Annotated in this window: 22 protein-coding genes and 1 pseudogene; 13 read left to right on the forward strand and 10 right to left on the reverse strand. The window is 72.9% G+C overall.

Annotated features, from left to right (window positions below; translation table 11 throughout):
• The first annotated feature begins 245 nt into the window (after window positions 1-245).
• Complete coding sequence (locus tag ACGF5O_RS41700) at window positions 246-1,076, forward strand: hypothetical protein (RefSeq protein ID WP_393815151.1); 831 nt, start codon at window positions 246-248, stop codon at window positions 1,074-1,076.
• A 35-nt stretch (window positions 1,077-1,111) separates the two neighbouring features.
• Here ACGF5O_RS41700 and ACGF5O_RS41705 read toward each other — a convergent pair whose 3' ends face one another.
• On the reverse strand, window positions 1,112-2,197 hold the full coding sequence (locus tag ACGF5O_RS41705; RefSeq protein ID WP_362599413.1) for an enoyl-CoA hydratase/isomerase family protein: 1,086 nt from the start codon (window positions 2,195-2,197) through the stop codon (window positions 1,112-1,114).
• Window positions 2,198-2,219: 22 nt separating this feature from the next.
• Here ACGF5O_RS41705 and ACGF5O_RS41710 point away from each other — a divergent pair, with 22 nt between their 5' ends.
• Together ACGF5O_RS41710 and ACGF5O_RS41715 are read left to right on the forward strand one after the other, a co-directional pair.
• Entirely contained in the window at window positions 2,220-3,515 is a 1,296-nt protein-coding gene (locus ACGF5O_RS41710; protein ID WP_393815152.1) for a CoA transferase, read from the forward strand.
• Complete coding sequence (locus ACGF5O_RS41715) at window positions 3,512-4,912, forward strand: amidohydrolase family protein (protein ID WP_393815153.1); 1,401 nt, start codon at window positions 3,512-3,514, stop codon at window positions 4,910-4,912. The genes ACGF5O_RS41710 and ACGF5O_RS41715 overlap by 4 nt, the downstream gene beginning before the upstream one ends.
• Here ACGF5O_RS41715 and ACGF5O_RS41720 read toward each other — a convergent pair.
• The 8 genes from ACGF5O_RS41720 to ACGF5O_RS41755 all read right to left on the reverse strand — a co-directional run bounded on the left by ACGF5O_RS41720 (window position 4,897) and on the right by ACGF5O_RS41755 (window position 12,257).
• Window positions 4,897-5,754 (reverse strand): NAD(P)-dependent oxidoreductase, encoded by an 858-nt coding sequence (locus ACGF5O_RS41720; RefSeq protein ID WP_393815154.1) that lies wholly within the window; start codon window positions 5,752-5,754, stop codon window positions 4,897-4,899. The two genes, ACGF5O_RS41715 and ACGF5O_RS41720, sit on opposite strands and share 16 nt — an antisense overlap.
• Window positions 5,754-6,293, reverse strand: coding sequence for a DoxX family protein (locus ACGF5O_RS41725; protein ID WP_393815155.1), 540 nt, complete (start codon window positions 6,291-6,293; stop codon window positions 5,754-5,756). The genes ACGF5O_RS41720 and ACGF5O_RS41725 overlap by 1 nt, the downstream gene beginning before the upstream one ends.
• Entirely contained in the window at window positions 6,290-7,198 is a 909-nt protein-coding gene (locus ACGF5O_RS41730) for an alpha/beta hydrolase (protein ID WP_393815156.1), read from the reverse strand. The genes ACGF5O_RS41725 and ACGF5O_RS41730 overlap by 4 nt, the downstream gene beginning before the upstream one ends.
• Window positions 7,195-8,856 (reverse strand): OB-fold domain-containing protein, encoded by a 1,662-nt coding sequence (locus ACGF5O_RS41735; RefSeq protein ID WP_393815157.1) that lies wholly within the window; start codon window positions 8,854-8,856, stop codon window positions 7,195-7,197. Before ACGF5O_RS41735 ends, ACGF5O_RS41730 begins: the two co-directional genes overlap by 4 nt.
• Before the next feature lie 14 nt (window positions 8,857-8,870).
• On the reverse strand, window positions 8,871-10,238 hold the full coding sequence (locus ACGF5O_RS41740) for a cytochrome P450 (protein ID WP_393815158.1): 1,368 nt from the start codon (window positions 10,236-10,238) through the stop codon (window positions 8,871-8,873).
• A 40-nt stretch (window positions 10,239-10,278) separates the two neighbouring features.
• Window positions 10,279-10,527, reverse strand: coding sequence for a ferredoxin (locus ACGF5O_RS41745; RefSeq protein WP_393815159.1), 249 nt, complete (start codon window positions 10,525-10,527; stop codon window positions 10,279-10,281).
• On the reverse strand, window positions 10,506-11,366 hold the full coding sequence (locus ACGF5O_RS41750) for a mycofactocin-coupled SDR family oxidoreductase (protein ID WP_393815160.1): 861 nt from the start codon (window positions 11,364-11,366) through the stop codon (window positions 10,506-10,508). Before ACGF5O_RS41750 ends, ACGF5O_RS41745 begins: the two co-directional genes overlap by 22 nt.
• 75 nt (window positions 11,367-11,441) lie before the next feature.
• The gene (locus ACGF5O_RS41755; protein WP_393815161.1) at window positions 11,442-12,257 is read right to left on the reverse strand and encodes an NAD(P)-dependent oxidoreductase; all 816 of its coding nucleotides are present in this window, start codon (window positions 12,255-12,257) and stop codon (window positions 11,442-11,444) included.
• A 235-nt stretch (window positions 12,258-12,492) separates the two neighbouring features.
• Here ACGF5O_RS41755 and ACGF5O_RS41760 point away from each other — a divergent pair, with 235 nt between their 5' ends.
• The 3 genes from ACGF5O_RS41760 to ACGF5O_RS41770 all read left to right on the forward strand — a co-directional run bounded on the left by ACGF5O_RS41760 (window position 12,493) and on the right by ACGF5O_RS41770 (window position 15,393).
• On the forward strand, window positions 12,493-13,707 hold the full coding sequence (locus tag ACGF5O_RS41760) for a CaiB/BaiF CoA transferase family protein (protein ID WP_393815162.1): 1,215 nt from the start codon (window positions 12,493-12,495) through the stop codon (window positions 13,705-13,707).
• Window positions 13,708-13,801: 94 nt separating this feature from the next.
• Entirely contained in the window at window positions 13,802-14,638 is an 837-nt protein-coding gene (locus ACGF5O_RS41765) for a TauD/TfdA dioxygenase family protein (RefSeq protein WP_393815163.1), read from the forward strand.
• The gene (locus ACGF5O_RS41770; RefSeq protein WP_393815164.1) at window positions 14,635-15,393 is read left to right on the forward strand and encodes an SDR family NAD(P)-dependent oxidoreductase; all 759 of its coding nucleotides are present in this window, start codon (window positions 14,635-14,637) and stop codon (window positions 15,391-15,393) included. Before ACGF5O_RS41765 ends, ACGF5O_RS41770 begins: the two co-directional genes overlap by 4 nt.
• 176 nt (window positions 15,394-15,569) lie before the next feature.
• Here ACGF5O_RS41770 and ACGF5O_RS41775 read toward each other — a convergent pair whose 3' ends face one another.
• Window positions 15,570-16,292, reverse strand: coding sequence for an enoyl-CoA hydratase/isomerase family protein (locus ACGF5O_RS41775; RefSeq protein WP_393815165.1), 723 nt, complete (start codon window positions 16,290-16,292; stop codon window positions 15,570-15,572).
• A 116-nt stretch (window positions 16,293-16,408) separates the two neighbouring features.
• Between ACGF5O_RS41775 and ACGF5O_RS41780 the strand changes: the two genes are divergently transcribed.
• The 7 genes and pseudogenes from ACGF5O_RS41780 to ACGF5O_RS41810 form a co-directional block, all read left to right on the forward strand.
• The gene (locus tag ACGF5O_RS41780; RefSeq protein ID WP_393815166.1) at window positions 16,409-17,944 is read left to right on the forward strand and encodes an AMP-binding protein; all 1,536 of its coding nucleotides are present in this window, start codon (window positions 16,409-16,411) and stop codon (window positions 17,942-17,944) included.
• A 38-nt stretch (window positions 17,945-17,982) separates the two neighbouring features.
• Window positions 17,983-19,161 (forward strand): amidohydrolase family protein, encoded by a 1,179-nt coding sequence (locus tag ACGF5O_RS41785; protein WP_393815167.1) that lies wholly within the window; start codon window positions 17,983-17,985, stop codon window positions 19,159-19,161.
• A 19-nt stretch (window positions 19,162-19,180) separates the two neighbouring features.
• Window positions 19,181-20,614: a FadD3 family acyl-CoA ligase gene (locus ACGF5O_RS41790; protein ID WP_393815168.1), complete on the forward strand. Its 1,434-nt coding sequence runs from the start codon at window positions 19,181-19,183 to the stop codon at window positions 20,612-20,614.
• A gap of 52 nt (window positions 20,615-20,666) precedes the next feature.
• A complete protein-coding gene (locus tag ACGF5O_RS41795) occupies window positions 20,667-20,933 on the forward strand; it encodes a hypothetical protein (protein ID WP_393815169.1) in 267 nt (88 codons plus the stop codon).
• A 214-nt stretch (window positions 20,934-21,147) separates the two neighbouring features.
• Complete coding sequence (locus ACGF5O_RS41800; protein ID WP_393815170.1) at window positions 21,148-21,270, forward strand: hypothetical protein; 123 nt, start codon at window positions 21,148-21,150, stop codon at window positions 21,268-21,270.
• Window positions 21,263-22,021 carry a GntR family transcriptional regulator gene (locus tag ACGF5O_RS41805; protein WP_393815171.1) on the forward strand — a complete coding sequence of 253 codons (759 nt, stop codon included), beginning with the start codon at window positions 21,263-21,265 and terminating at the stop codon, window positions 22,019-22,021. The genes ACGF5O_RS41800 and ACGF5O_RS41805 overlap by 8 nt, the downstream gene beginning before the upstream one ends.
• Window positions 22,022-22,053: 32 nt before the next feature.
• Window positions 22,054-22,149: pseudogene (locus ACGF5O_RS41810) on the forward strand (electron transfer flavoprotein subunit beta); the annotation flags it as partial.

A 22,149-nucleotide genomic window follows, 5' to 3' on the forward strand; every position in this document is an offset into this window, starting at 1 on the left:
CGGCCCGGCGCCGAGCAGTCCTCCGCGGGGTCGGCGTCACAAAATGTGCCCAGGTGACGTCGGGATGGCTGGTGTTCGGCGCCGGTCGCGGGCGTGGGTGACGGCATCTGTGCAGAAGCGACACACAGGCTGCACACTGCCTGGCCAAAGGCTCGCTACCGTTCTGGCCGTTCGATACCTCGTACGAACGAGATCAGGCCACGGCTCTTGAGGCCGCTGGCGCAGTCGAGTCAGGAAGACCGCGGATGGACTACTGCTCCTCGTGCCGTCGGCACCTCAACGGCGCCCTGGCGTGCCCCGGATGCGGCGCCTACGCCCCTGACATCGCCCGACGTGCCGTCGTCGCTCCGGCGGCGACCGGCGCGGCGTCCTGGCAGGCCCCGGCCGACACGGCGTGGTTCGACACGGACTCCTACGTCGAAGAGACCGCCGAAGAAACGGACGACGAGGCCGCCGAGGGCCCGTACGACGGCCCTGGCCCCGCCCCTTCCGCACCGCTGGGTCGGGCGGCCCGGCGCCGTCAGCGGGCCCGCTGGAAGAAGAACCAGCGGCGGGCCGTGGTGGCCACCGCGGTCGCCCTGGTCGGCGGCGGGCTGACCGTCGCCTCCCTCGACCGGCAGGGCGCCGACCGTGCGCAGGCGGCGACGGCCCCGGACAACCGGCCCATGGGCCTCGCCGACGAGCAGGCCACGGACGCCGATCCGGCGGCGTCGACCCCGACCGGCCGGCACCGCGCGCCTGACCAGACCCTGTCCGCCCGCTCGGTCACGGCGAACGCCCCGCACGAGCAGACGACGGGCATGCCACAGGCCACGCCGACGCCCGGTCAGGACACCGCCACCTCCGCAACGCACACGACGGTCTCCGTCACGCAGCCCCGGTCCGCCGCCACGGTGTCCGGAACCACCACCGGTGCGACGTCGGTGACGACGGCCACGCCCACCCCCACGGCCACCACCTCCACCACGACGACCGGCGCCACCACAGGGACATCGACAGCGTCGGCGAGCCCCGCACCGACCGCGACCGCGTCTTCGCCCTCGCAGCTCTGCCTGCTGGTCATCTGCCTGGGCTGACTCCGCTCCGCGGTGCCGCCGCGCGCGGCCCCGCCTCACTCCTCGATCCGGTCCACCAGCCCCCAGGCCAGGGCGCGTTCGGCGGGGACGGCCCGGCCGTCGAGGACCAGGTACAGGGTGCGCCGGCGGCCGATCCGGCGCGGGATGCCGACCGTGCCGCCGGCGCCGGGGATCAGGCCCATGGCCAGCTCGGGCAGCCGGACGGTGGTGCCGGGGGCCGCCACGACCCGGGCGGCGAAGGACGGGAGTTCGATGCCCGCGCCGACACAGGTCCCGTGGATCCGTGCGGTGAGCCGGTCGCCGAGGGCGTGCAGGCGGGCCGCCGCCCCGGCCCGGGTGCGGATCAGGTGCGCGGCCGTGAGGTCCACGGCGGTGCCGAACTCGTCCAGGTCGCCGCCGGAGCTGAAACAGGGACCGTTGCCGTCCAGTAGCACCTCGCGCACGGTGTCGTCCCAGACGGCGATGTCGAGGGCGGCGACCAGGGCGTCCCGCAGTTCCGCGCCGTGCGCGTTGCGCCGCTCGGGCCGGTCCAGCGTGATCCGCAGGAGGTCGCCCTCGCGGCGTGCCGTCACGGGGTCGTGTGTCGCGGGCGGCGGCCCGGGCCGTGGCCCGCGCGCCGCGAGCCATCCGGCGAACCCGGCACCGCCGAGCAACGTCGAGTACGCCAGCGACTCCAGGTCGAGGGCCTGCAACACCGGCAACTTCCCGGTCATGGCGAGGACTTGGCGCAACACCAGGGCGGCCTGCGGTTGTTCCGCCGCCCGCGTGCGCAGGAACTCCGCCTCGGCGGCCGGGTCCGTGACCGCGACCGTGGCCGGGTGCCCGGCGGCGTCCGTCGCCCCGAGGCGGTCGCGGGGAGCCCGTACCAGGGTCAGGTCCAGCGCGCTCAACAGGGCGTCGGGACAGGCGGGTTGCGGTCGGCTGGTGCGGCCGACGAGCAGCCGGTCGCTGTCCCGGGCCCGGCGGACCGCCCGCTCCAGGTCGGCATCGGTGGGCGCGGTCGCCGGGTCCAGGTCGACGACCGTCAGCGGCCGGGACGGCTCGGCATGCGCGTCCAGCAGGTCGGCGTCCGCCGCCCCGGCCGCCAGTTCGGTGAGGGAGATCGCTGTGGTCGCAGGCACCTCTCTGATCTACCATCCCCGCATGGCCGACGGGGCAACTGGTGGTACGACAGGGTCCGACGCGACACGGGCCGCGCGTCCCTGGCCCGATGCCCACACCAGCGCCGCCCTCGTGGCTGAGGACTGGGCCCGCAGCGGTGTCCCCGTGCTGACCGGCCACCCGGACGGGCCCCCGCTGCTGCCTCCCGGTTCCGCGGCCACCTTCGCCACCTGGCTGGCCGACCACGTCTCCGCCGCCGGTGGGGCCCGACTCGACGGGGCCCGGCTGCTGGCCGAACGGGCCGCGCTCCGCGGGCTTGGCCGACGCGGACGACTGTCGGTGGGCGGCAGTTGCCGACTGCTGCCCACCGGGGACGGCTGGGCCGCCGTGTCCGACGCACGTCCGGACGACCCTCTGCTGTGGAGCGCGCTGATCGGCCGGGATTTCGATACCGGGGCGCTGCCGGAACTGCTGGCCGACTGGCTCGCCGCCCACGACGGCGCCGACCTGGACGAGCGGGTGGCACTCCTCGGCCTCGCGGGCGGTGCGGTCCGGCCCCGGCCCGGCCGCACCTGCCCCCTGCCCGGCACACCGCGCGCCGGGGCAGGGCTGCTGGTGGTCGACTTCAGCGCGCTGTGGGCGGGCCCGCTGTGCGCGCATCTGCTGGGTACGGCGGGGGCCAGGGTGGTCAAGGTGGAGACCCCGTCCCGCCCGGACGGAGCCCGCTTCGGCGATCCCGCCTTCTACGACCTGCTGCACGCGGGGCATGCCTCGGTCGTCCTCGACCCGGCGGACGCGCGCGGCCGTGCCGCCCTGCACGAGTTGGTCGCCCGGGCGGACGTGGTCGTCGAGGCCTCCCGGCCCCGCGCTCTGGCGGGGTTCGGGCTGGACGCCGAGGCGGAGGCGGCCCGCGGCTGCACCTGGATCTCGATCACGGCGTACGGGCGGGCCTCGGGCCGGGTCGGCTTCGGCGACGACGTGGCCGCCGCCCGCGGACTCCTCGGCACGGACGCGGACGGGCTGCCCGTGTTCGCCGGTGACGCCGTGGCCGACCCGCTCACCGGTCTGCTCGCCGCCGCGCTCGCCCTGTCCGAACAGCCCGGAGGCGGCGGCGCGGTGCGCGAGGTGTCGATGGCGGACGTGGTGACCGCCTGTCTCTCCGTGTCGGGCTCGCGCGAGGCGCGTGTGGTCGGGCACGGCGGCGGCTGGCTGGTGGACACCGGGGGCACGACGTTTCCGCTGTCCGCGCCGCGTCCGCGCCGTCCGGCCGCCACCGCCCCGGCGAGCGGCGCCGACACCGCCGACGTGCTGCGCGAGCTGGGGATCCGGGTGCCGTGAGCGGGCTGCTGATCCGGGACGCGGAGGTCGACGGGCGGCGGTGCTCCGTGCGCGTCCGGGACGGCAGGGTCGAGGAACTCGGCGCCGGACCGGTGCGGGCTCCCGGTGAGGAGGAGATCGACGCGGCGGGCGGTGCCCTGCTGCCCGGCCTGACCGACCATCACCTGCACCTCTTCGCGCTGGCGGCGGCGGTCTCCTCCGTACGGTGCGGTCCCCCGGACGTCCGCGACCGCCCGGCGCTGCGGGCCGCGCTGCACCGTGCCGATCCGGACCGGCACGGCTGGGTCCGGGGCATCGGCTACGACGAACGGGTCGCGGGGTCGTTGGACGCGACCGGTCTCGACGCACTGCGCGCGGACGTCCCGGTACGGGTACAGCACCGCAGCGGTGCGCTGTGGGTACTCAACTCCCTGGCCGGCGAACGGGCCGGACTGGCGCACGGACGCCACCCCGGCATCGAACGCGACGACACCGGACGGCCGACGGGACGGTTGTGGCGGGCCGACGACTGGCTGCGCGCACGGCTGCCCGAGGCTCCCGCGCCGACCCTGGCGGAGGTGGGCCGACGACTCGCGGGTTTCGGGCTCACGGCCGTCGCCGACGCCACCCCGCGCCTGACCCCCGACTCCGTCGGCAGGCTCGCCGAGGAGGCGCGCAGCGGGCGTCTGCCCCAACGGCTGCTGCTGCTCGGGGCGCCGCTCGGAACTCCGCCGACGGCCCGCCCGGAGCCCGGCCCCTGGAAGATCGTCCTCGCGGACTCCGGGCTGCCTGACTTCACCGGGCTGGTCGAGGAGATAGGTGCCGCACACCGGCAGCGCCGTCCTGTCGCCGCGCACACGGTCACGGCCGTCTCCCTCGCCCTGTTCCTCGCCGCGCTGGAAGAGGCCGGGGTGCTTCCCGGTGACCGTATCGAGCACGCGGCCGTGGTTCCGGCGGAGGCCGTACCCGTCGTACGACGCCTCGGGGTGGGCGTGGTCACCCAGCCCGGCTTCCTCGCCGACCGGGGTGACGACTTCCTCGACGGCACCCCGCCCCACGAGCACGCAGACCTGTACCGCTGTGCCTCACTCCTGCGGGCCGGTGTCCCGGTGGCGCTGTCGAGCGACGCCCCCTACGGGCCGCTCGACCCGTGGTCCGTGATCCGGGCGGCCACCACGCGCCGGGTCCCCGGCGGGCGCACCGCGAACCCCGCCGAACGCCTCACCGCGGCCCAGGCGTTGGCGGCGTACCTCGCACCGCCCCACTCCCCCGGCGCGCGTCCGCCGCGGCTGGTGCCGGGCGTGGCCGCCGATCTCGTCCTGCTCGCCGCGCCGCTGGCCGAGGCCCTGTCGGATCCGTCGGCCGACCTGGTGCGGCTGACGCTCATCGGGGGGCGGGTTCGCTATCGCCGGTCCTGAACCGGCCGTCGGCCGTGCTCTGTTGTCCCTTGTCCGTTCATTCGGGCGAGGGCGGCACCGGCGGCCGTCAGGACGATGTCCGGCTCGGCGCCTGCGGCCTGGGTGACGTCGGCGAGCAGGCGGACGTCCTTGCGGAGCAGTGGCCCGGCGTGGCCGGCGAAACGGTCCAGGGTGCCCCCGGCCGCCGCGACCCGGTCGAGCGCGAAGCCGGCCGCACTGCCGTGCGCGAGGACCCGGGCGAGGGCGGCCGGGTCGATCGCGAGGTCCCGGCCGAGCGCGAGGGTGTCGGCGGCGGTGCCCAGGTTGGCGGTGAAGAGCACGTTGTTGAGGAGTTTCGCCAGCTGGCCGGTGCCGAGCGGGCCCATGTGGACGACCGGGTCGGCGTAGGCCGCGAACACCGGACGGCAGTAGGCGACCGTGCCGGGCTCGCCGCCCGCCATCACCACCAGTCGTCCCTCGGCCGCCGCCGGGCCGCCACCGCTGACCGGGGCGTCGATCAGCGTGACGCCGTGGGTGCGGGCGCGGTCGGCTAGGCGTCGGCAGGTGTCGGGGTGGACGGTGCTGTGCACGGCGACCACCCCGCCCCTGCGCAGTCCGGCGAGGACGCCGTGCTCGCCGGTGAGGACCTCCTCGACGTCCGCGTCGTCGACGACGCAGACGCAGACCAGGTCGCTGGCCGCGGCCAGGTCCGCCGGGGAGGCGGCGCGCTTGGCCGGGGTGTCGGCGAAGGGGAGGAGGGTGGCGGGGCGGCGGGCCCAGAGGGTCGTCTCGTGTCCGGCGTCGACGATCCGGCGCGCCATCGGGGCGCCCTGGCTGCCGAGTCCGATGAATCCGACGCGCATCAGCCGGCCTCCTGCTCAAGGGGTTCGGGGGCGGGCGCCGGTTCCGGGGCGGGCCGGGGGCGCCAGAAGGTGGCGAGCAGACCGGCGGTGGCGAGTACGGCCACTCCGAGGGCGATGCCGGCGCCCGTCCAGCCGTCCCGGTCGAGGCCGGCCGCGTCGTCCAGGGAGGCGCTGCCGGGGCCCAGCGCGGCCAGGGCCAGGGCGACGACGGCGAGGGTGAGGACGTACTCGTAGCCCTCTTTGAAGACGAAGAAGCCGTTGGGCCGGTGTGCGAGCAGGCCCGCCACCAGCATCACCGAGATGACGGCCGCGCAGGCGAGCGGGGTGAACAGGCCGGCCAGCAGGAGGAGCCCGGCGCCCGTCTCGGTGGCGACGCTGAGCCAGGCCTGGAGGGTGCCGTGGGTGAGGCCCAGCCCTGTGAACCAGCGGGCGGTGCCCGCGATCCGGCCGCCGCCGCGCCAGTGGTTGACACCGTGGGCGATCATGACGACGCCCAGGACCAGGCGCAGCAGCAGTGCGACGGCATCGGTGTGGTTCATCCCGCTCTCCCTTGTCGTGGGGGTGCGGCGAGGCCCGCCTCCCGGGTCACCGCGCATTCCTCGGCGAACGACAGCACTCTCAGGTGATAGGCCCGGGCCGAGTGACCGAGGCTCAGATTGTGCCCGGCGTCGGCCTGTTCGTCGACGCGCACGCGGGGTGCTGCCGTGAAGAGGCTTGCGATGTCGGCGAGGGCGGCGGGGCCGGAGCTCCACACCTCCTCGTGGTCGCCGAGGGTGAAGTGCACGGGGATGCGCACCCGTGCGGCCAGTTCGGGGAACTCGTAACGCCAGCCGCGGGCGGCGGACTCGTACGCGGGTGAGGCGGCCGCGATGCTCGCGCCGCCGACGACCTCCGGCGGGTACAGGTGGCCCGTGCCCCAGAGTGCTTCCCGCAGCCGGGCGCGGGCGCGGCGCAGGTCCTCGTCGCCCTGTTCGAGGAAGCCGACCGAGCGGGGGTGGTGGTGGCGTCCGGTGCCGGCGATCTCCAGGCCGAGCAGGTGCCGTCCCCGTTCGTCGGCTGCCATTCGCACCGCGAGTTCGCTGCCCGCGGAGTGGGCCGCGAGGAACACGCCCGCGCCGGCCGGGCGGGAGGCGAGCAGGTGGTCCAGGGCGCTGTGGGCGAGGTCGACCCGCCGGGCCGGGTCGGTGAGCCGGTGGGCGTGCGGCAGGGAGGCGCCGTAGCCGGGCCGGTCGAGGGCGACGACGGTGAAGCCGAGGGCGGCGCCGGTGCGCAGCAGGGAGAGCCTCGGGTGGCCGGGGCAGTCGAAGTAGGCCGAGTCGGTGCCGCCGCCGTGCAGGGCGAGAACGACGGCCCGGGGCCGCGGAACCCAACTTGCCCGGTAGGACAGGGAGATGCCGTCGAGATCTATGGCGCCTTGCACCACGTCCGGGTGGTTGTCGGTCACGTGTCCGTCCTGAGCAGCAGGACCCCGCTGGGTGTCAGCCCGCCGGAGCTGACCACGGCGACCCTGGCCCCGGGCACCTGGCGTGCGCCGCCGTCGCCGCGCAGTTGGACGACCGCCTCGTGGACGAGGCCCAGGCCGTGGGTGCGGCCGTGCGAGAGCTGGCCGCCGTGGGTGTTGAGGGGCAGGACGCCGTCCCGGGCGATGTTCTTGCCGCCGTCCAGGAAGTCCTTGGCCTCGCCGATGCCGCAGAACCCCAACGCCTCTATCCAGGAGAGGCAGTTGAAGGTGAAGCCGTCGTACAGCTCGGCCACGTCGACATCGGCGGGGCGCAGGTCGGTGCGGGTCCACAGGTGGGCGGACTGGCCGAGGGTCTGGGGTTCGTGGGTGAGCGTGCTCTGGTCCCACTCCAGGCGTTCGGTGATCTGGGTGCCGACGGCCTCGACGCGGACGGGCGGTCTGGCGAGGTCGGGTGCGGTGTCGACGGCGGAGACGACGACGGCGACGGCTCCGTCGCAGGGGACGTCGCAGTCGTAGAGGCCGAAGGGGGTGGTGATGGGGCGGGCCTGGAGGTAGTCGTCCATCGTCATCGGGTCGCGGTAGATGGCGGTGGGGTTGAGGGCGGCGTTGGCGCGCTGGTTGAGGGCGATCCAGCCGAGGGTCTCGCGGGTGGTGCCGTAACGGTGCATGTGGCGCTGGGCGTTCTGGGCGAGGGTGTGCGCGGCGGAGGTGGCGCCGAAGGGCCTGAGCCAGCCGGGGTCCGCACCGCCGGGCGGCGCGATGCGGCCCTGCTTGAGGAGTTCTGCGTAGCTGGCCTCCCAGAGGGTGCGGAAGCAGAGCACGTGCCGGGCGAGGCCGCCGGCGATGGCAAGCATCGCGGAGATGAGGGAGCCGCCGGGGCCGAAGGTCTCGCCGCCGCCGTGGTGCCAGGTGGGGCGGATGCCGAGGGCGGACTCCAGTGCGGTGACGCCGCCTTCGGCGAAGCCGCCGTAGGGTCCGGCCCCTGGATAGGTGGCGAGGCCGTCGATGTCGTCGAGGGTGAGGCCGGCGTCGGCGATGGCGGCCTGGCAGGCCTGGACGGTGAGGGAGAGCGGCGGGACCATCAGCCGGCGGCCGAGCGGGGAGGCGCCGATGCCGGTGAGGGCGACCTTGTCCTCGAACTTCTCCGTGGTGGTCATCGGCCGTATGTGACGCCGCACTTGGTCGGGTGCGGTCTCGTCGTCCGGGAGTTCGGCGGGGTCGCCCTGCTCGGCCGCCGGCCGGAAGAGGGGCAGCCACACGTCGTCCCCTGCGCGCTCGAAGACGGCCTCCATCCGCATGCCGAGGGCGAGTTCGCCGGGGTCGCACTCGACGGCGTTGGTGGTGAGCCGGATCCGGGGGTCCTCTTCGAGCGCGACCTGGGCGACGACGTACGGCGACGGCAGGCCGGGGAGGGTGAAGCGGTGGCTGACGGTGAAGCCGATGAGGGTCGCGCGGCCGGAGACGGCCCGGACACCCATCTCCTGTCCGTGGCAGTACCGGCAGACGGGCTGGGGCGGGTGGATCAGGGCGGTGCAGGAGGCGCACTCCTGGATCCGCAGCCGGCCGTCCGCCCCCGAGGTCCAGAAGAACGCGTTCTGGTCGGTGAGGTGGGGTAGCGGGCGTCCCGAGGATGCGGTCACTGGGTGGCTCCTCTTCAGTCCGCGGTCCTGGCCGCCCGGCCGGGGCGTACGGTCACCGGTTCGGCGAGGCGCTGTTCGTCGCAGACCTGCTGGAGCGTCGCCAGTGTCTCGTCGAGGGAGGGGCCGAGGCGCTTGCCGGGGGTGAAGGTCGCCGGGAGGTGGCGCATGCCCTGGATGATGCCGATGGTCTCGTAGTGGACGGTGCCGTCGGGGTCGCAGCGGTAGTCCGGCATCCGGTCGAGCACGGCCGTCGCCATCCGCTTGAACACCGTACGGGCCACGTTGGAGCCGATGCAGCGGTGGATGCCGAGGCCGAAGCTGCTGTGCCGGTTGCCCTTGCGGTCCAGGTGGACCCGGTCGGGGTCGGCGAAGACGGCGGGGTCGCGATTGGCCATCGCCCAGGACAGCCACAGGCGTTCACCCTCCTCGAACCGCTGGCCGGCGATCTCGCAGTCGGCGGAGATCGTACGGCCGTCGCCCGGGGCGGGGGCGAAGTAGCGCAGGAACTCCTCGGTGGCCGAGTCCAGCAGGGTTGCCCGCTCGCGGCTGAGCCGGTCCCGCTCACCGGGATGCTCGGACAGCCATTCCAGCGCGTGCGCGGTGAGCGCGGTCGTGGTGTCGAAGCCGCCGCCGATGAGCAGGGCGAGGACGCCGACCAGTTCCTCGTCGGGCGGGGTGCTGCCGTTGATGTCGGCGCGGACGAGGGCGTCGATCAGGCCGGGCCGGGGGTTCTGCCGGATCGTCAGGATGGACGTGTACAGCGCCATGCCCATGTTCCGGCTCATCTCGGCCACGCGTGGCATGTCCGGGGAGTCGGGCGGGGTGTAGACGGAGGCGTGGGCGGGTTCGTTGTAGACCGTCCAGTCCGTCAGCGGGATGCCCATCATCGCGAGGGTGAGGACGGCCGGGACGATGTTGGCGAGGTCGTCGACGAAGTCGATGCTGCCCTCCTCGATCCGCTCGTCGAGGCAGGCGCGGACCACCTCGTCGACGAAGGGGATCCAGCGGGCGACGGCCGCCGGGGAGAGGTAGGGGTTGAGGGTCTGGCGGTAGTGGCGCTGCTCGGGCGGGTCCATCTCCAGGAACCCGCCCTGCACTTCGCGGGCGCGCGGCGGCGAGGGGATGGTGATGCCCTTGTAGCCGCGGCGTTCGCCCTTGACGTCGTGGTCGTTGGAGAGGAACTCGGCGGACCGGGCCAGTTCGAAGACCTCGCGGTTGCCGCTGGCGACCCAGTGGCCGCCGTGGGTGTCGGTCCAGGCGATGGGGCACTGGCCGTGCAGTTCGTGGGTGATGTCCTCGAACTGGGTGCGGTACTCGGGTGTGTGCCGGTCGAAGTGCACCTGGTGCTTCTTGCGTTCGTCGTCGGTCCCGGCCTCGCTCATGGCTCTGTCCTTGTCCTTGCGTTCGGGGAAGTCGGCCCGCTCAGGAGAGCTGGATGGCCCGTTCGGGGCAGGAGTGCGCGGCTTCCCGGACCTGTTCCTCCTGGTCGGCCGGGACCTCTTCGCTCACGGCCGAGGAGTGGCCGTCGATGTCGTCGAGCTGGAATGCCTTCGGAGCGATCATCGCGCAGAGCGTATGGCCCTGGCAGCGCTCCGGATCGACCCGGACCTTCACGCTAATCTCCCTGTTGACCTGGGGGTTTGGTGGGTTCAGCGGCGCCAGTCGTACCACTTGAGGTAGCCGCCCGCGTCCACCCGCAGCTGGGTGCCGGTGATGTAGCGGGCCTCGTCGGAGGCGAGGAAGAGCAGGGCGTTGCTGATGTCGCGGGGTTCGACGTACGGGATCGGCATGGCCTGCTGCACGGCGAAGGACGGCTCGGCGTCCTCGCGGGTGGGGTGGGCGAGGTCGGGCCGGAAGGACTCGTACATCGACTCGTTCTGCAGCATGTGCGTGTCGACGTTGGTGGGGTGCAGGACGTTGGCGCGCTGCCGCAACGGGGCGAGGTTGCGGGCGAGTTCGTGGACGTACTCGGACAGCGCCCGCTTGGCGAACGCGTAGCCCGCGCCGCCCGGGTTGGAGCCCGGCGTCTGGACGATGCCGTGGTCCATCAGGGCGGCGGTCGAGCCGGTGGCGATGACGGAGGCGCCCTCGCGCAGGTGCGGCAGGCAGACCTGGATGGTGTTGATGGTGCCGATCAGGTCGACGTCGACGGCGTCGCACCAGGCCTGCATCTTGGGTTCGCCGCGCAGCGGGGCGATTCCGGCCTGGGCGACCACGATGTCCAGACCGCCGAGCCGCTCCAGGCCCGCCGCCAGCGCCTCGCGCAGCTGGGCGGTGTCACGGACGTCCGCCTGGCGGGCGACGATCCGCCGGCCCTGTTCCTCGACCAGGCGGACGGTCTCCTTGAGGTCCTCGGGGGTGGCCATCGGGTAGCGGACCGTCTCGAAGTCGCGGCAGATGTCCACCGCGATGATGTCGGCGCCCTCCTCGGCCAGGCGCAGGGCGTGACTGCGGCCCTGCCCGCGCGCCGCGCCGGTGATGAACGCGACCTTGCCCTCGACTCGTCCCATCAGCGGTGTCCCTTCTTCCGTGGTTGTTCTCCGGTCGCGTGTGGTTGTTCTTCCACTGGTGAGCGCCGGTGTCGGTCAGCTGGTGCCCGAGGGGGCGAGTACGCCGGTCAGGGCGCCGAGGGCCGGGGCGAGGGCGCCGAGTTCGGCACCGAGTTCGCCGGCGACCGTGTGTACGACGTCGAGGTCCTTGCCGAGGAACTCGGCCGTGGACCTTGCGAATTCGGCGACCGATCCGTGGCGTACGACGCCCGTGAGGGCGCGGCTCGACGCGCTGCCGTGGGTGAGGGCGTCCAGCAGGAGCCGCTCGTCCAGGCCCAGTTGGCGGCCGAGCCGCGCGGCGTGGGCGAGCAGTCCGATCTGGGCGGCGAAGACGGTGTTGTTGACGAGTTTCACGCGCTGCCCTGCACCGAGCGGGCCGACGTGCAGCACCGGGTCGCCGTAGGCGCGCAGGACCGGCCGGATGCGGGCGACCGTGTCCTGGGCGCCGCCGACGTAGAGGGTGATCCGGCCGGCCGCCACGTCCGGCGGGCCGCCGCTGACCGGTGCGTCGACGACGCCGATGCCGCGGGGCGCCGCCCGGTGCGCCACGGCCTCGACGGTGTGCGGACTCGCGGTGGTGTGGACGACGAGGGTGCTGCCGGCCGGCATCGCGTCCAACAGCCCGCTCGCGAGGCAGACCTCGCGCACCTGCTCGTCGGTACGGACGCACACCAGCACGGCGTCGGCCCCCGCGCCGACCCCCGCGACCTCGGGGACGAGCTGCGCGGGTTCCCTGGTGAGGGCCCCACGGGCCGCCTCCGACCGGGCGGCCACCCGCACCGTGTGACCGGCCTCGGAAAGCCGTCGCACCATCGGCAGGCCCATCCGACCGGCGCCCACGACTCCAATCACAAGAATCTCCCTTCCGGATGCGAGAACCATACTTTCACCGATGGGTGCCCGGAAGTCCCGCGTAACGACTTTGTGTCACGGCGCGACAGAAGCAGCGGCGCGACTCCGGGGTGGTGCCCTTCCAGCCGTTCCCCGGTATGGTTCTCAAAATCGAGAACCCAATTTCCACCGGTGGTGGTCGCGTCCACGGTCTGGAGGAGTTCATGGAGCGCAGGACCTGCGGGGAAGTGACCGGATGAGCGGCGACGGCCCGCTGGCCGGGATACGGATTCTGGAAGTGGCGATGTACGGGTTCGTCCCGTCCGCCGGGGCCGTGCTCGCCGACTGGGGCGCGGACGTCATCAAGGTCGAGCACGCGGTCAACGGCGATCCTCAGCGCGGACTGCGGCAGACCGGCACGTTCAAGATAGAGGGCGACCCCAACCCCAACATCGAGCACGCCAACCGGGGCAAGCGCAGCATCGGCCTGGACATGGCGCGGTCCGAGGGCCGGGAGGTGCTGTACGAACTGGCCCGGCGCGCGGACGTGTTCCTGACCAGCTTCCTGCCGTCGGCGCGGCAGAGGTTCGGCATCGACGTCGAGGACATCCGCGAGGTCAACCCGCGGATCGTCTACGCCCGGGGCAGCGCGCTCGGCCCGCGCGGCGGGGAGGCGGACAAGGGCGGGTACGACATGACCGCGTTCTGGGCCCGCGCCGGTACGGCGGCCAGCCTCACGCCGCCCGGCACGCCCGGCATGATCCCGCCGCCCGGCCCGGCCTACGGGGACACCATCTCCGGCACGAACCTCGCCGGGGGCATCGCCGCCGCCCTGCTGAAGCGCGAACGCACGGGCGAACCGTCCGTCGTGGACGTCTCGTTGCTGGGCAGCGGGGTGTGGGCCCTGGGTCACGGGATCGCCCTGTCGCTCCGGCTGGACCGGCCGATGGTCGCGCCGCCCACCGGGGCGCACGGCTCCCCCACCAACCCGCTGTCCGGGCTGTACCGCACGGCCGACGACCGCTGTCTGGCGTTCGTGATGATGCAGCCGGGCAAGTTCTGGGCGGACGTGTGCCGGCACATCGGCCGGCCCGAACTGGCGGAGGATCCGCGGTTCGCGAGCGCCGAACTGATCGCCGCGCACACGGCGGAGGCCGTCGGGATCCTGCGCGAGGTGATCGCCACGGGCACGCTCGCCGAGTGGACCGAGCGCTTCGCGACGCTGGCCGGCCCGTGGGCGCCCGTGCAGGACTCGCTACAGGTCGGTTCGGACGCACAGGTCCGGGCGAACGAGTACCTCGTACGGGCCGGCGAGCTCGAACTCGCCGCGAACCCCGTGCAGTTCGACGTGACCGCGCCCCGGCTGGGCCCTGCCCCGGAGTTCGCGGCCCAGACCGAGGAGGTCCTGCTGGAGCTGGGGCTGGACTGGGAGCGGATTCTGGCCCTGAAGGCGGCGGGGGCGGTGACGTAGCCGCGCTTCGACCGCCCTTGCCCGCACCGCAGAGAGCCTGGCTCTCGCCCATCGAGACGCACCTTGCCGCAACGAGAAGAAGGGCCGCACCCATATGCCCGTCACCGTCACCGAACTCACCCCCACCACCGGTGTGGAGATCACCGGCCTCTCCGGGAACCGGCTGGTCGACCGGGGCGTCGCGGAGGAATGTCTGGCCGCGCTGGAGCGGCGCGGGGTGGTGATCTACCGCGAGGCCGGTATCGACGACGACGATCTGGTCGCCTTCGGCCGGCTGCTCGGCGAGGTCGTCCCGCTGCCGATGGGCGGCCATCCCACGCACCGCGAGATCCAGCGGATCACCCGGGACCCGGCGAAGAGCCCGCTGGCCGCCTACCGCGAGTCCACCTTCTTCTGGCACATCGACGGCACGACACAGCGGATACCGAGCAAGGCGACGCTGCTGACGGCACGGCAGGTGTCGGGGGACGGCGACGGCGACACCGAGTTCGCCAACACCTTCGCCGCGTACGAGGCGCTGCCCGAGGCGGAGCGGAAGGAACTGGACGGCCTGCGCGTCGTGCACAGCTTCGCGGCCTCGCAGCTTCTGGTGACACCGGACCCGTCATCGAAGGAGCGGGCGGCCTGGGACCGCAACCCGGCTCGCGAGCACCCGCTGGTGTGGACCCGGCGCAGCGGCCGCAGGTCGCTGCTGATCGGGGCGACGGCGGGCGAGGTGACCGACCGGCCGCCGGACGAGGGCCGCAGGCTGCTGGACCGGCTCCTCGACTGGGCGACCCAGCCCCGCTTCACCCTGCGCCACCGCTGGCGCCAGGGCGACCTCGTCATCTGGGACAACACCGGGATGCTGCACCGGGCGCTGCCGTACGGCCCCACCTCGTCCCGGCTGATGCACCGCACGTCCCTGCTCGGCGAGGAGGCGGTCGTATGAGCGAGCGGCGAACGGCGCTCGTCACGGGCGGCGGCTCGGGTATCGGCCGCGCCATCGCCCAGCGGCTCGCCGAGGACGGTTTCGCCACGGCCGTACTCGACCTCAACGCAGACGCGGCCGAGCAGGTCGCCGAGGAGGCACGGCAGAAGGGGCACGAGGCGGTCGCCTTCGGGGGCGTGGACGTGTCCGACCGGGCGCAGGTGAACGCCGCCGCGCAGCGGGTGCGGGACGCGCTGGGCGGGCCGGTGCTGGTGCTCGTCAACAACGCGGGCGTCAGCGGGTTCGGCCCCTTCCTGAAGATCACCGACGAGACCTGGGACCGGATCATGGCCGTGAACCTCAACGGCCCGTTCTACCTCTGCCAGGCGGTCGTGCCCGACATGAAGGAGGCCGGCTGGGGGCGGATCGTGAACATCTCGTCGTCCAGTACGCATTCGGGACAGCCGTACATGGCGCACTACGTCGCCTCGAAGGCCGGCCTGGTCGGCTTCACCAAGTCCCTGGCGCTGGAGCTGGGTCCGGCCGGGATCACCGTGAACACCATCCCGCCCGGCTTCATCGACACCCCGATGCTGCGGGCCTCCGAGGAACGCGGCCTGCTGGGCGGGTCGGTGGACCACCACGCGGAGCTGACACCGGTACGGCGTCCTGGGCGCCCCGAGGACATCGCGGCCGCGTGCTCGTTCCTGGTGTCCGAGGAGGCCGGATACATCACCGGGCAGGTGATCGGGGTGAACGGGGGCCGCAACACCTGAGCCCCGGTCCGGCCTTCCATGCATGCGGTGTGCGCGGTGTGTGACGCATTCGGTGTGTCCTTACCGTCGCGCGCGTCTCGTCACCGCGCCGATGATGGCGCCGTGACGAGACGCCCGAGGCCGGGCCGGGCACGCCTCAAGTCGGGCCGGGCACGCGCGAGGCCGGGCCGGGCAGGTCACTTCCGGCGGTTGAGCGCCCGGTCCGCGGCCTCCCAGTGCGTGTCCGCGGCCCACAGCCGGGCGAAGGCGCGCACCGCGTCGTCCGCCGAAGTACCGTCGTCCAGCACGTGTTTGATCTCCGCGGCGGGACCGGTGGCGAGGGTACGCGCCAGAGCGCGCCATTCCGTCTCGAAGGAGGCGCGCGGCACCACCCGGTCCACCAGGCCCACCCGCTCCGCCTCGGCGGCGTCGAGGACGGCGCCGGTGCCCGCGAGCAGCAGGGCCCGGCCACGGCCGACCAGGGCGGCGAGCCGCTCGGCGCCGCCCCAGGCGGGCATGATCGCGAGGGTCACCTGGGTGAAGCCGATCCGAATGTCGTCGGCCGCGACCCGGATGTCGGCGGCGACGGCGACCTCGGCCCCGCCGCCCAGCGCATGGCCGTTGAGCGCGGCGACGACGGGCGCGGGAAAGCCGGCGATGCGGTCGCAGAGGCCGCGCATCCGCCAGGCCATGGCGGCCGCGTCCTCCTCGGTGCGGATCGCGGCGAGTTCCTTGAGGTCTCCGCCGGAGACGAACGCCCGGTCCCCCGCTCCCCTGATCACCAGCGCCCGCGCGCCGGCCGCCGCGTCCAGCGCCTTCTCCAGCTCGTCCATCGTGGCGAGCGAGATGGCGTTGCGGGCATGGGGGCGGTCGATCGTGAGGACGGCCAGGCCGTCGTCGTCCCGCGCGAGGTCGATCACGTGATTCCCCTCTGACGATATTGGCATTCTCCAATAGCGAGAATAACGTATGCGCCGCTGAGCGCCGCAAGCCCGACGCCTCGAAGAGCCGCCCGTCGCAGTGGAGGTAGCCGCAGATGCGAAAGATCCCCGTCGAGTTGACCGAGCGTTACGCAGCCGAGGGCTGGTGGACCAGGGAGACGGTCGGCGACCTGCTGACCCGGGGCCTGGCGGCGGCGCCGGACACCGAGTTCCGGGTGCACTCGGCCGCCCGCCCCTGGGCGGGCACCTTCCGGGACGTCGAAGCGGTCGCGCGGCGGCTGGCTGGCGGGCTGCGGGAGCGGGGCGTGGGGCCGGGCGACGCGGTGGCCTTCCAGCTGCCCAACTGGATGGAGGCCGCCGCGGTGTTCTGGGCCTCGGCGCTCCTCGGGACGGCCGTCGTGCCGATCGTGCACTTCTACGGGCGCAAGGAGGTCGGCTACATCCTCGACGCCGTCCGGCCGCGCGTCTTCGTCACCGCCGAGCGGTTCGGGCGGCTGGAGTTCCGGCCGGACCTGTGCGCGGACGTGCCGGTGGTCGGGGTGGTGGGCCGGGACTTCGACGCGCTGCTCGGCGACGAGCCGCTCACGGAGTCGCTCCCGGCGGATCCGGCCGCCCCCGCCCTGATCGCCTTCACCTCCGGTACGACCCGCGACCCGAAGGGCGTCGTGCACAGTCACCAGACCCTGGGCCACGAGACCCGGCAACTCGCCGCGAGCTACCCGCCGGACCGCGGCCGCCAGCTCACCGCCGCCCCGGTGGGCCACTTCATCGGCATGGTGAACGCGTTCCTGATCCCCGTCCTGGACGGCACCCCCGTGCACCTCACCGACGTCTGGGACCCGGCCGGGGCCCTGCGGCTGATGCGGGAGCACCGGCTGCACATCGGGGGCGGGGCGCCGTACTACGTCACCAGCCTTCTCGACCACCCGGACTTCACCGCGGAGCACCTGCGGTACCTGCGGTACGCGGGGCTCGGCGGCTCGTCCGTGCCGGCGGCCGTCACCACCCGGCTGGCCGGCCTCGGGATCCGGGTGTTCCGGGCGTACGGCAGCACCGAGCATCCCTCGATCACCTCGTCCCGGCACGACACCCCGGAGCCCAAGCGACTGTTCACGGACGGCACCACGCTGTCCGGTGTCGAGATCCGGCTGGCCGAGGACGGCGAGATCCTCAGCCGGGGCCCGGACCTGTGCCTCGGCTACACCGATCCGGCCCTGACGGCGCGGGCGTTCGACGAGGACGGCTGGTACCGCACCGGCGACCTCGGCGAGTTGGACGAGGACGGGTATCTCACGATCACCGGCCGCAAGGCGGACCTGATCATCCGGGGCGGCGAGAACATCAGCGCGCTGGAGGTCGAGGAGGCCCTCCTCGCCATGCCCGGGGTCGCGGAGGCCGCGGTCGTCGCCGCCCCCGACGCCCGGCTCGGCGAACACGCGGCCGGGTTCCTGCGGATGCTGCCCGGACACCCGCTGCCCGGCCTCGACGCGATGCGGGCGCACTTCGAGCGGGCGGGGCTGGCCCGGCAGAAGTGGCCGGAGGAGTTGCACCAGGTGGCGGAGTTCCCGCGGACGGCGAGCGGCAAGGTGCAGAAGTTCCGGCTCCGTCAGGACATTGCCGTAGGCACCTGAAGAGAATAGCATTCTCTCAAATCGCAAAGGAGGGTCTCATGTCGTCGCCTGCGCTGCCGTATCCGCTCTTCGACGCGGACAACCACCTGTACGAGACCGAGGAGGCGCTGACCAGGTTCCTCCCGAAGCAGTACGCGGGAGCGATCGAGTACGTGCAGGTCCGCGGCCGTACGAAGATCGCGATCCTCGGCCAGATCAGCGAGTACATCCCGAACCCCACCTTCGAGGTGGTCGCCCGGCCCGGCGCGATGGAGGAGTACTTCCGGATCGGCAACCCGGACGGCAAGTCCCGCCGGGAGATCTTCGGGGAGCCGATGCGCTCGATCCCCGCGTACCGTGAACCCGGCCCGCGCCTGGAGCTCCTCGACGAACTCGGTGTGCAGCGCACGCTGATGTTCCCGACGCTGGCGAGCCTGATCGAGGAGCGGATGCGGCACCACCCGGAGCTCATCCACGCCGTCATCCACTCGCTCAACGAGTGGCTGCACGCGACCTGGTCCTTCAACTACAAGGACCGTATCTTCACCACCCCCGTGATCACCCTCCCCATCGTCGAGAAGGCGATCGCGGAGCTGAACTGGGCCGTGGAGCGCGGCGCGAAGGCGATTCTCGTCCGGCCCGCCCCGGTGCCCGGGTACGGCGGCTCACGCTCCTTCGCGATGGAGGAGTTCGACCCGTTCTGGAAGCGGGTCGTGGAGACCGGCGTGCTGGTCGCGATGCACTCCTCCGACAGCGGGTACTCCCGGTACGCGAACGACTGGGAGGGCACCTCCGCCGAGATGCTGCCGTTCAAGTCGAACGCCTTCCGCCAGGTGAACGAGTGGCGGCCGATCCAGGACGCGGTGGCCTCCTGGGTCTGCCACGGCGCGCTGTTCCGCTTCCCCGAGCTGAAGATCGCCCTCATCGAGAACGGCTCGTCCTGGGTGGCCCCGCTGCTCGACCAACTCGCCGACGTCCACAAGAAGATGCCGGAGCAGTTCCTCGGCGACCCGGTACAGGCCGTCAAGGACAGCATCCACGTCAGCCCGTTCTACGAGGAGAACCTGGGCGAACTGGTCGACCTCATCGGCGTCGACCGGGTGCTGTTCGGCTCGGACTACCCGCATCCGGAGGGCCTGGCCCAGCCGACCTCCTACGTGAACGCCATCCAGGGGCTCGGCGCGGCCGACCAGGCGAAGATCATGGGCGGCAACCTCTCCCGGCTGATCCCGGCCTGAGCAGGAGAGGGCGACTCTCGTGAGGTGGGAGACCATCCCCCGGATGGTGCTGAGCGCGGCCGACCGCTTCGGTGACGCCGAGGCGGTCGTGGACGGACCGCTGCGCCTCACCTTCGCCCAGCTCGCCGAGCGGGTACGGGTGGCGGCGGGCGCCTTCGCCGCACTGGGGGTCGGCAGGGGCGACCGGGTGGCGATCTGGGCGCCCAACTCCGCCGAGTGGATCGTGGCCGCGTTCGGGCTGCTGACCGCCGGCGGGGTGCTCGTCCCGGTCAACACCCGGTTCAAGGCGGCCGAGGCGCACGACATCGTCGTCCGCAGCGGCGCCAAGGCCGTACTGGTCCAACAGGGCTTCCTGGGGCTGGAGTTCACCGGGCCGCCCGGCGTGCCGGTGATCGACCTCAAGTCCGGTTTCCTGGACGGCGGTTCGCCCCTCGAACGGCACGTCGGCGGTGACGACGTGGCGGACATCGTCTTCACCTCGGGGACGACGGGCCGCCCCAAGGGCGTCCTGATGACCCACGCCCAGACGCTGCGCCTGTACGAGGAGTGGTGCGACCTCGCCGATCTGCGCACGGGCGACCGCTACCTGATCGTCAATCCGTTCTTCCACATCTTCGGCTACAAGGCGGGCTGCATCGCCTCCCTGATCCGCGGCGCGACGATCCTGCCCGTGCCGGTCTTCGACGTGGAGCAGGTGCTCGACCTGGTCGAGCGGGAACGGGTGACGATGCTGCCGGGGCCGCCGACCCTCTACCACTCCCTCCTGGAGGCCCGGGCCAAGGGCGGCCGGAACCTGTCCTCCCTGCGCTGCGCCGTCACCGGCGCGGCCGACATCCCCGTCGAGCTCATCCGCCGGATCAGCGAGGAACTCCCCTTCCGCTCGATCATGACGGGCTACGGCCTCTCGGAGGCGGGCACGGTGACCGCCTCCCGCCCCGGCGACTCCTTCGAGGACATCGCGACCACCGTCGGCACCCCCTGCGACGGCGTGGAGATCCGCGTCGCCGGTGACGGCGAGGTGCTGGTGCGCGGCTACAGCGTGATGCGCGGATACCTGGACGACCCGGCGGCGACCGCCGAGGCCGTGGACGAGGACGGCTGGCTGCACACCGGCGACCTCGGAACCCTGGACGGCCGGGGTTACCTGAGGATCGTGGGCCGCAAGAAGGACATGTTCCTCGTCGGCGGCTTCAACGCCTACCCGGCGGAGATCGAGGGCTTCCTGCTCCGGCACCCGGCCGTGGCCCAGGTCGCGGTGATCGGCGTGCCGGACCCGCGGATGGGGCAGGTCGGCAAGGCGTTCGTGGTGCGGCACGGGCCGGTGACCGAGGCGGAGCTGATCGCCTGGAGCCGCGAGCGCATGGCCGGGTTCAAGGTGCCCCGGTCCGTGGAGTTCCGCGAGGAGTTGCCGCTCAACGCCACGGGCAAAGTGATGAAGGACCGACTGCGATGAAGGCCGACGGGAACCACGCCCGGGTTCCCGCCCTGGAGAACGGAGATCTCCCGTGACGACGAACCGCACCGCGGACCCGACGGCGGACCTGTCCCTGGCCCGGCTCGAGCGCCTCGACGACGAGATCATCGCGCTCCTCGCCCGGCGCCGCGCGATGGCCCAGGACCTCCCCGCCCCGGCCCGCGCCCGCGCCGCCGACCCGGCCTTCGCGGAGACCGTACGCGGCATCACGGGCCGCTACCGCCAGGAACTCGGCGGCGCCGGCGAACTCGTCGCCCGCGCGGTCATGGTGCTGTGCGATCCGAGCCGCGAGGCCTGAAGAAAGCTTCTTTCGCACCCGGACCCCTCAAGTGTTCGCCCTCGGGTGGCCGCCCCTCGTCGGTCGCTTCGAGGGCGCCTGTACTGCTGCGTACAAATCCCACGCCGTGCGCGGGTGTGGCCCCCGACACATCGAGGGAGTGCGGAAAGGCACAGGTCGTAGCAGCACTGGGGTCGTTGACATGGCCGGAGATTTGGCCGTACAAATCTGAACAATGGATCAGTCGGCCGGGCGACGGGACGAGATGGAGGCGGACATGGCCAACTCCTTCGCGTCCGAGACGGCCGTGGAGACCGCGCTCGACGCGGTGCGCATCCCCGGCGGCCACGGTGGCTGAGCAGCCCCAGCGGGAGAGGCAACGCGAAAGCACGTACTTCCGGCTTGCGCGGGAGCTGCGGGCGGCCGTCCTCCGGCACGACTACCCGGACGGGGTGCGGCTGCCGACGGAGGCCGAGCTGGCCGGGACGTACGGGGTGAGCCGGCAGACGGTACGGCGGGCGTTCCAGGACCTGGTCACGGAGGGGCTGGTGTACCGGGTGCCGGGGCGCGGGACGTTCGCCACGCCACGGGAGGAGCAGTACCTACGGCAGTTCGGCTCGGTGGACGACCTGATGGGGCTGTCCATCGACACCCGCATGGACGTCGTCACACCGCTGCACCGGCGGGTCGACGTCGACGCGGCGGGCCGGCTGGGTCTGCGCACGGACCAGGTGCACAAGCTGGCCTTCCTCCGGCTGCACGAGGATGTCGCGTTCTGCCACACCTCGGTCTGGCTGCCGCCCTCCGTCGGCCGACTCCTGGAGCCGGTCACGGAGTTGACGCTGCCGGGCACACCCAACGCGTTCACCGTCATCGGCCTGCTCGACCAGCGACTGCCGGAACCGATCGCCGGGGCGGAACAGAGCATCACCGTCGCCGAGGCCACGCCGGACATCGCCCGGCACCTGGGCTGCGCACCGGGCCGCGCCCTGCTGCGCGTCGACCGCGTCTACCAGACCGTGGCCGGACAGGCCGTCGAACTCGCCATCAGCCACTTCCTTCCCGAGCACTACTCGTACCGCGTGCGGCTGCGGCGCAGCGGCCCGTGATGCCCGCCCAACACCGTTGAGGAGAAAGAACCTTGAGCTTGAGGATCGTTGTCACTGTGAAGTATGTGCCCGACGCCACTGGCGACCGGCATTTCGCCGATGACCTGACCGTCGACCGTGACGACGTG

This window comes from Streptomyces sp. NPDC048291 (assembly GCF_043201715.1).
Taxonomy (GTDB): Bacteria; Actinomycetota; Actinomycetes; order Streptomycetales; family Streptomycetaceae; genus Streptomyces.

Coding starts and splice junctions, on each gene's coding strand:
- ACGF5O_RS41700 (WP_393815151.1), top strand. CDS start 246: ATGGACTACTGCTCCTCGTGCCGTCGGCACCTCAACGGCGCCCTGGCG.
- ACGF5O_RS41710 (WP_393815152.1), top strand. CDS start 2,220: ATGGCCGACGGGGCAACTGGTGGTACGACAGGGTCCGACGCGACACGG.
- ACGF5O_RS41720 (WP_393815154.1), bottom strand. CDS start 5,754: ATGCGCGTCGGATTCATCGGACTCGGCAGCCAGGGCGCCCCGATGGCG.
- ACGF5O_RS41725 (WP_393815155.1), bottom strand. CDS start 6,293: ATGAACCACACCGATGCCGTCGCACTGCTGCTGCGCCTGGTCCTGGGC.
- ACGF5O_RS41740 (WP_393815158.1), bottom strand. CDS start 10,238: ATGAGCGAGGCCGGGACCGACGACGAACGCAAGAAGCACCAGGTGCAC.
- ACGF5O_RS41750 (WP_393815160.1), bottom strand. CDS start 11,366: ATGGGACGAGTCGAGGGCAAGGTCGCGTTCATCACCGGCGCGGCGCGC.
- ACGF5O_RS41760 (WP_393815162.1), top strand. CDS start 12,493: ATGAGCGGCGACGGCCCGCTGGCCGGGATACGGATTCTGGAAGTGGCG.
- ACGF5O_RS41765 (WP_393815163.1), top strand. CDS start 13,802: ATGCCCGTCACCGTCACCGAACTCACCCCCACCACCGGTGTGGAGATC.
- ACGF5O_RS41770 (WP_393815164.1), top strand. CDS start 14,635: ATGAGCGAGCGGCGAACGGCGCTCGTCACGGGCGGCGGCTCGGGTATC.
- ACGF5O_RS41780 (WP_393815166.1), top strand. CDS start 16,409: ATGCGAAAGATCCCCGTCGAGTTGACCGAGCGTTACGCAGCCGAGGGC.
- ACGF5O_RS41785 (WP_393815167.1), top strand. CDS start 17,983: ATGTCGTCGCCTGCGCTGCCGTATCCGCTCTTCGACGCGGACAACCAC.
- ACGF5O_RS41800 (WP_393815170.1), top strand. CDS start 21,148: ATGGATCAGTCGGCCGGGCGACGGGACGAGATGGAGGCGGACATGGCC.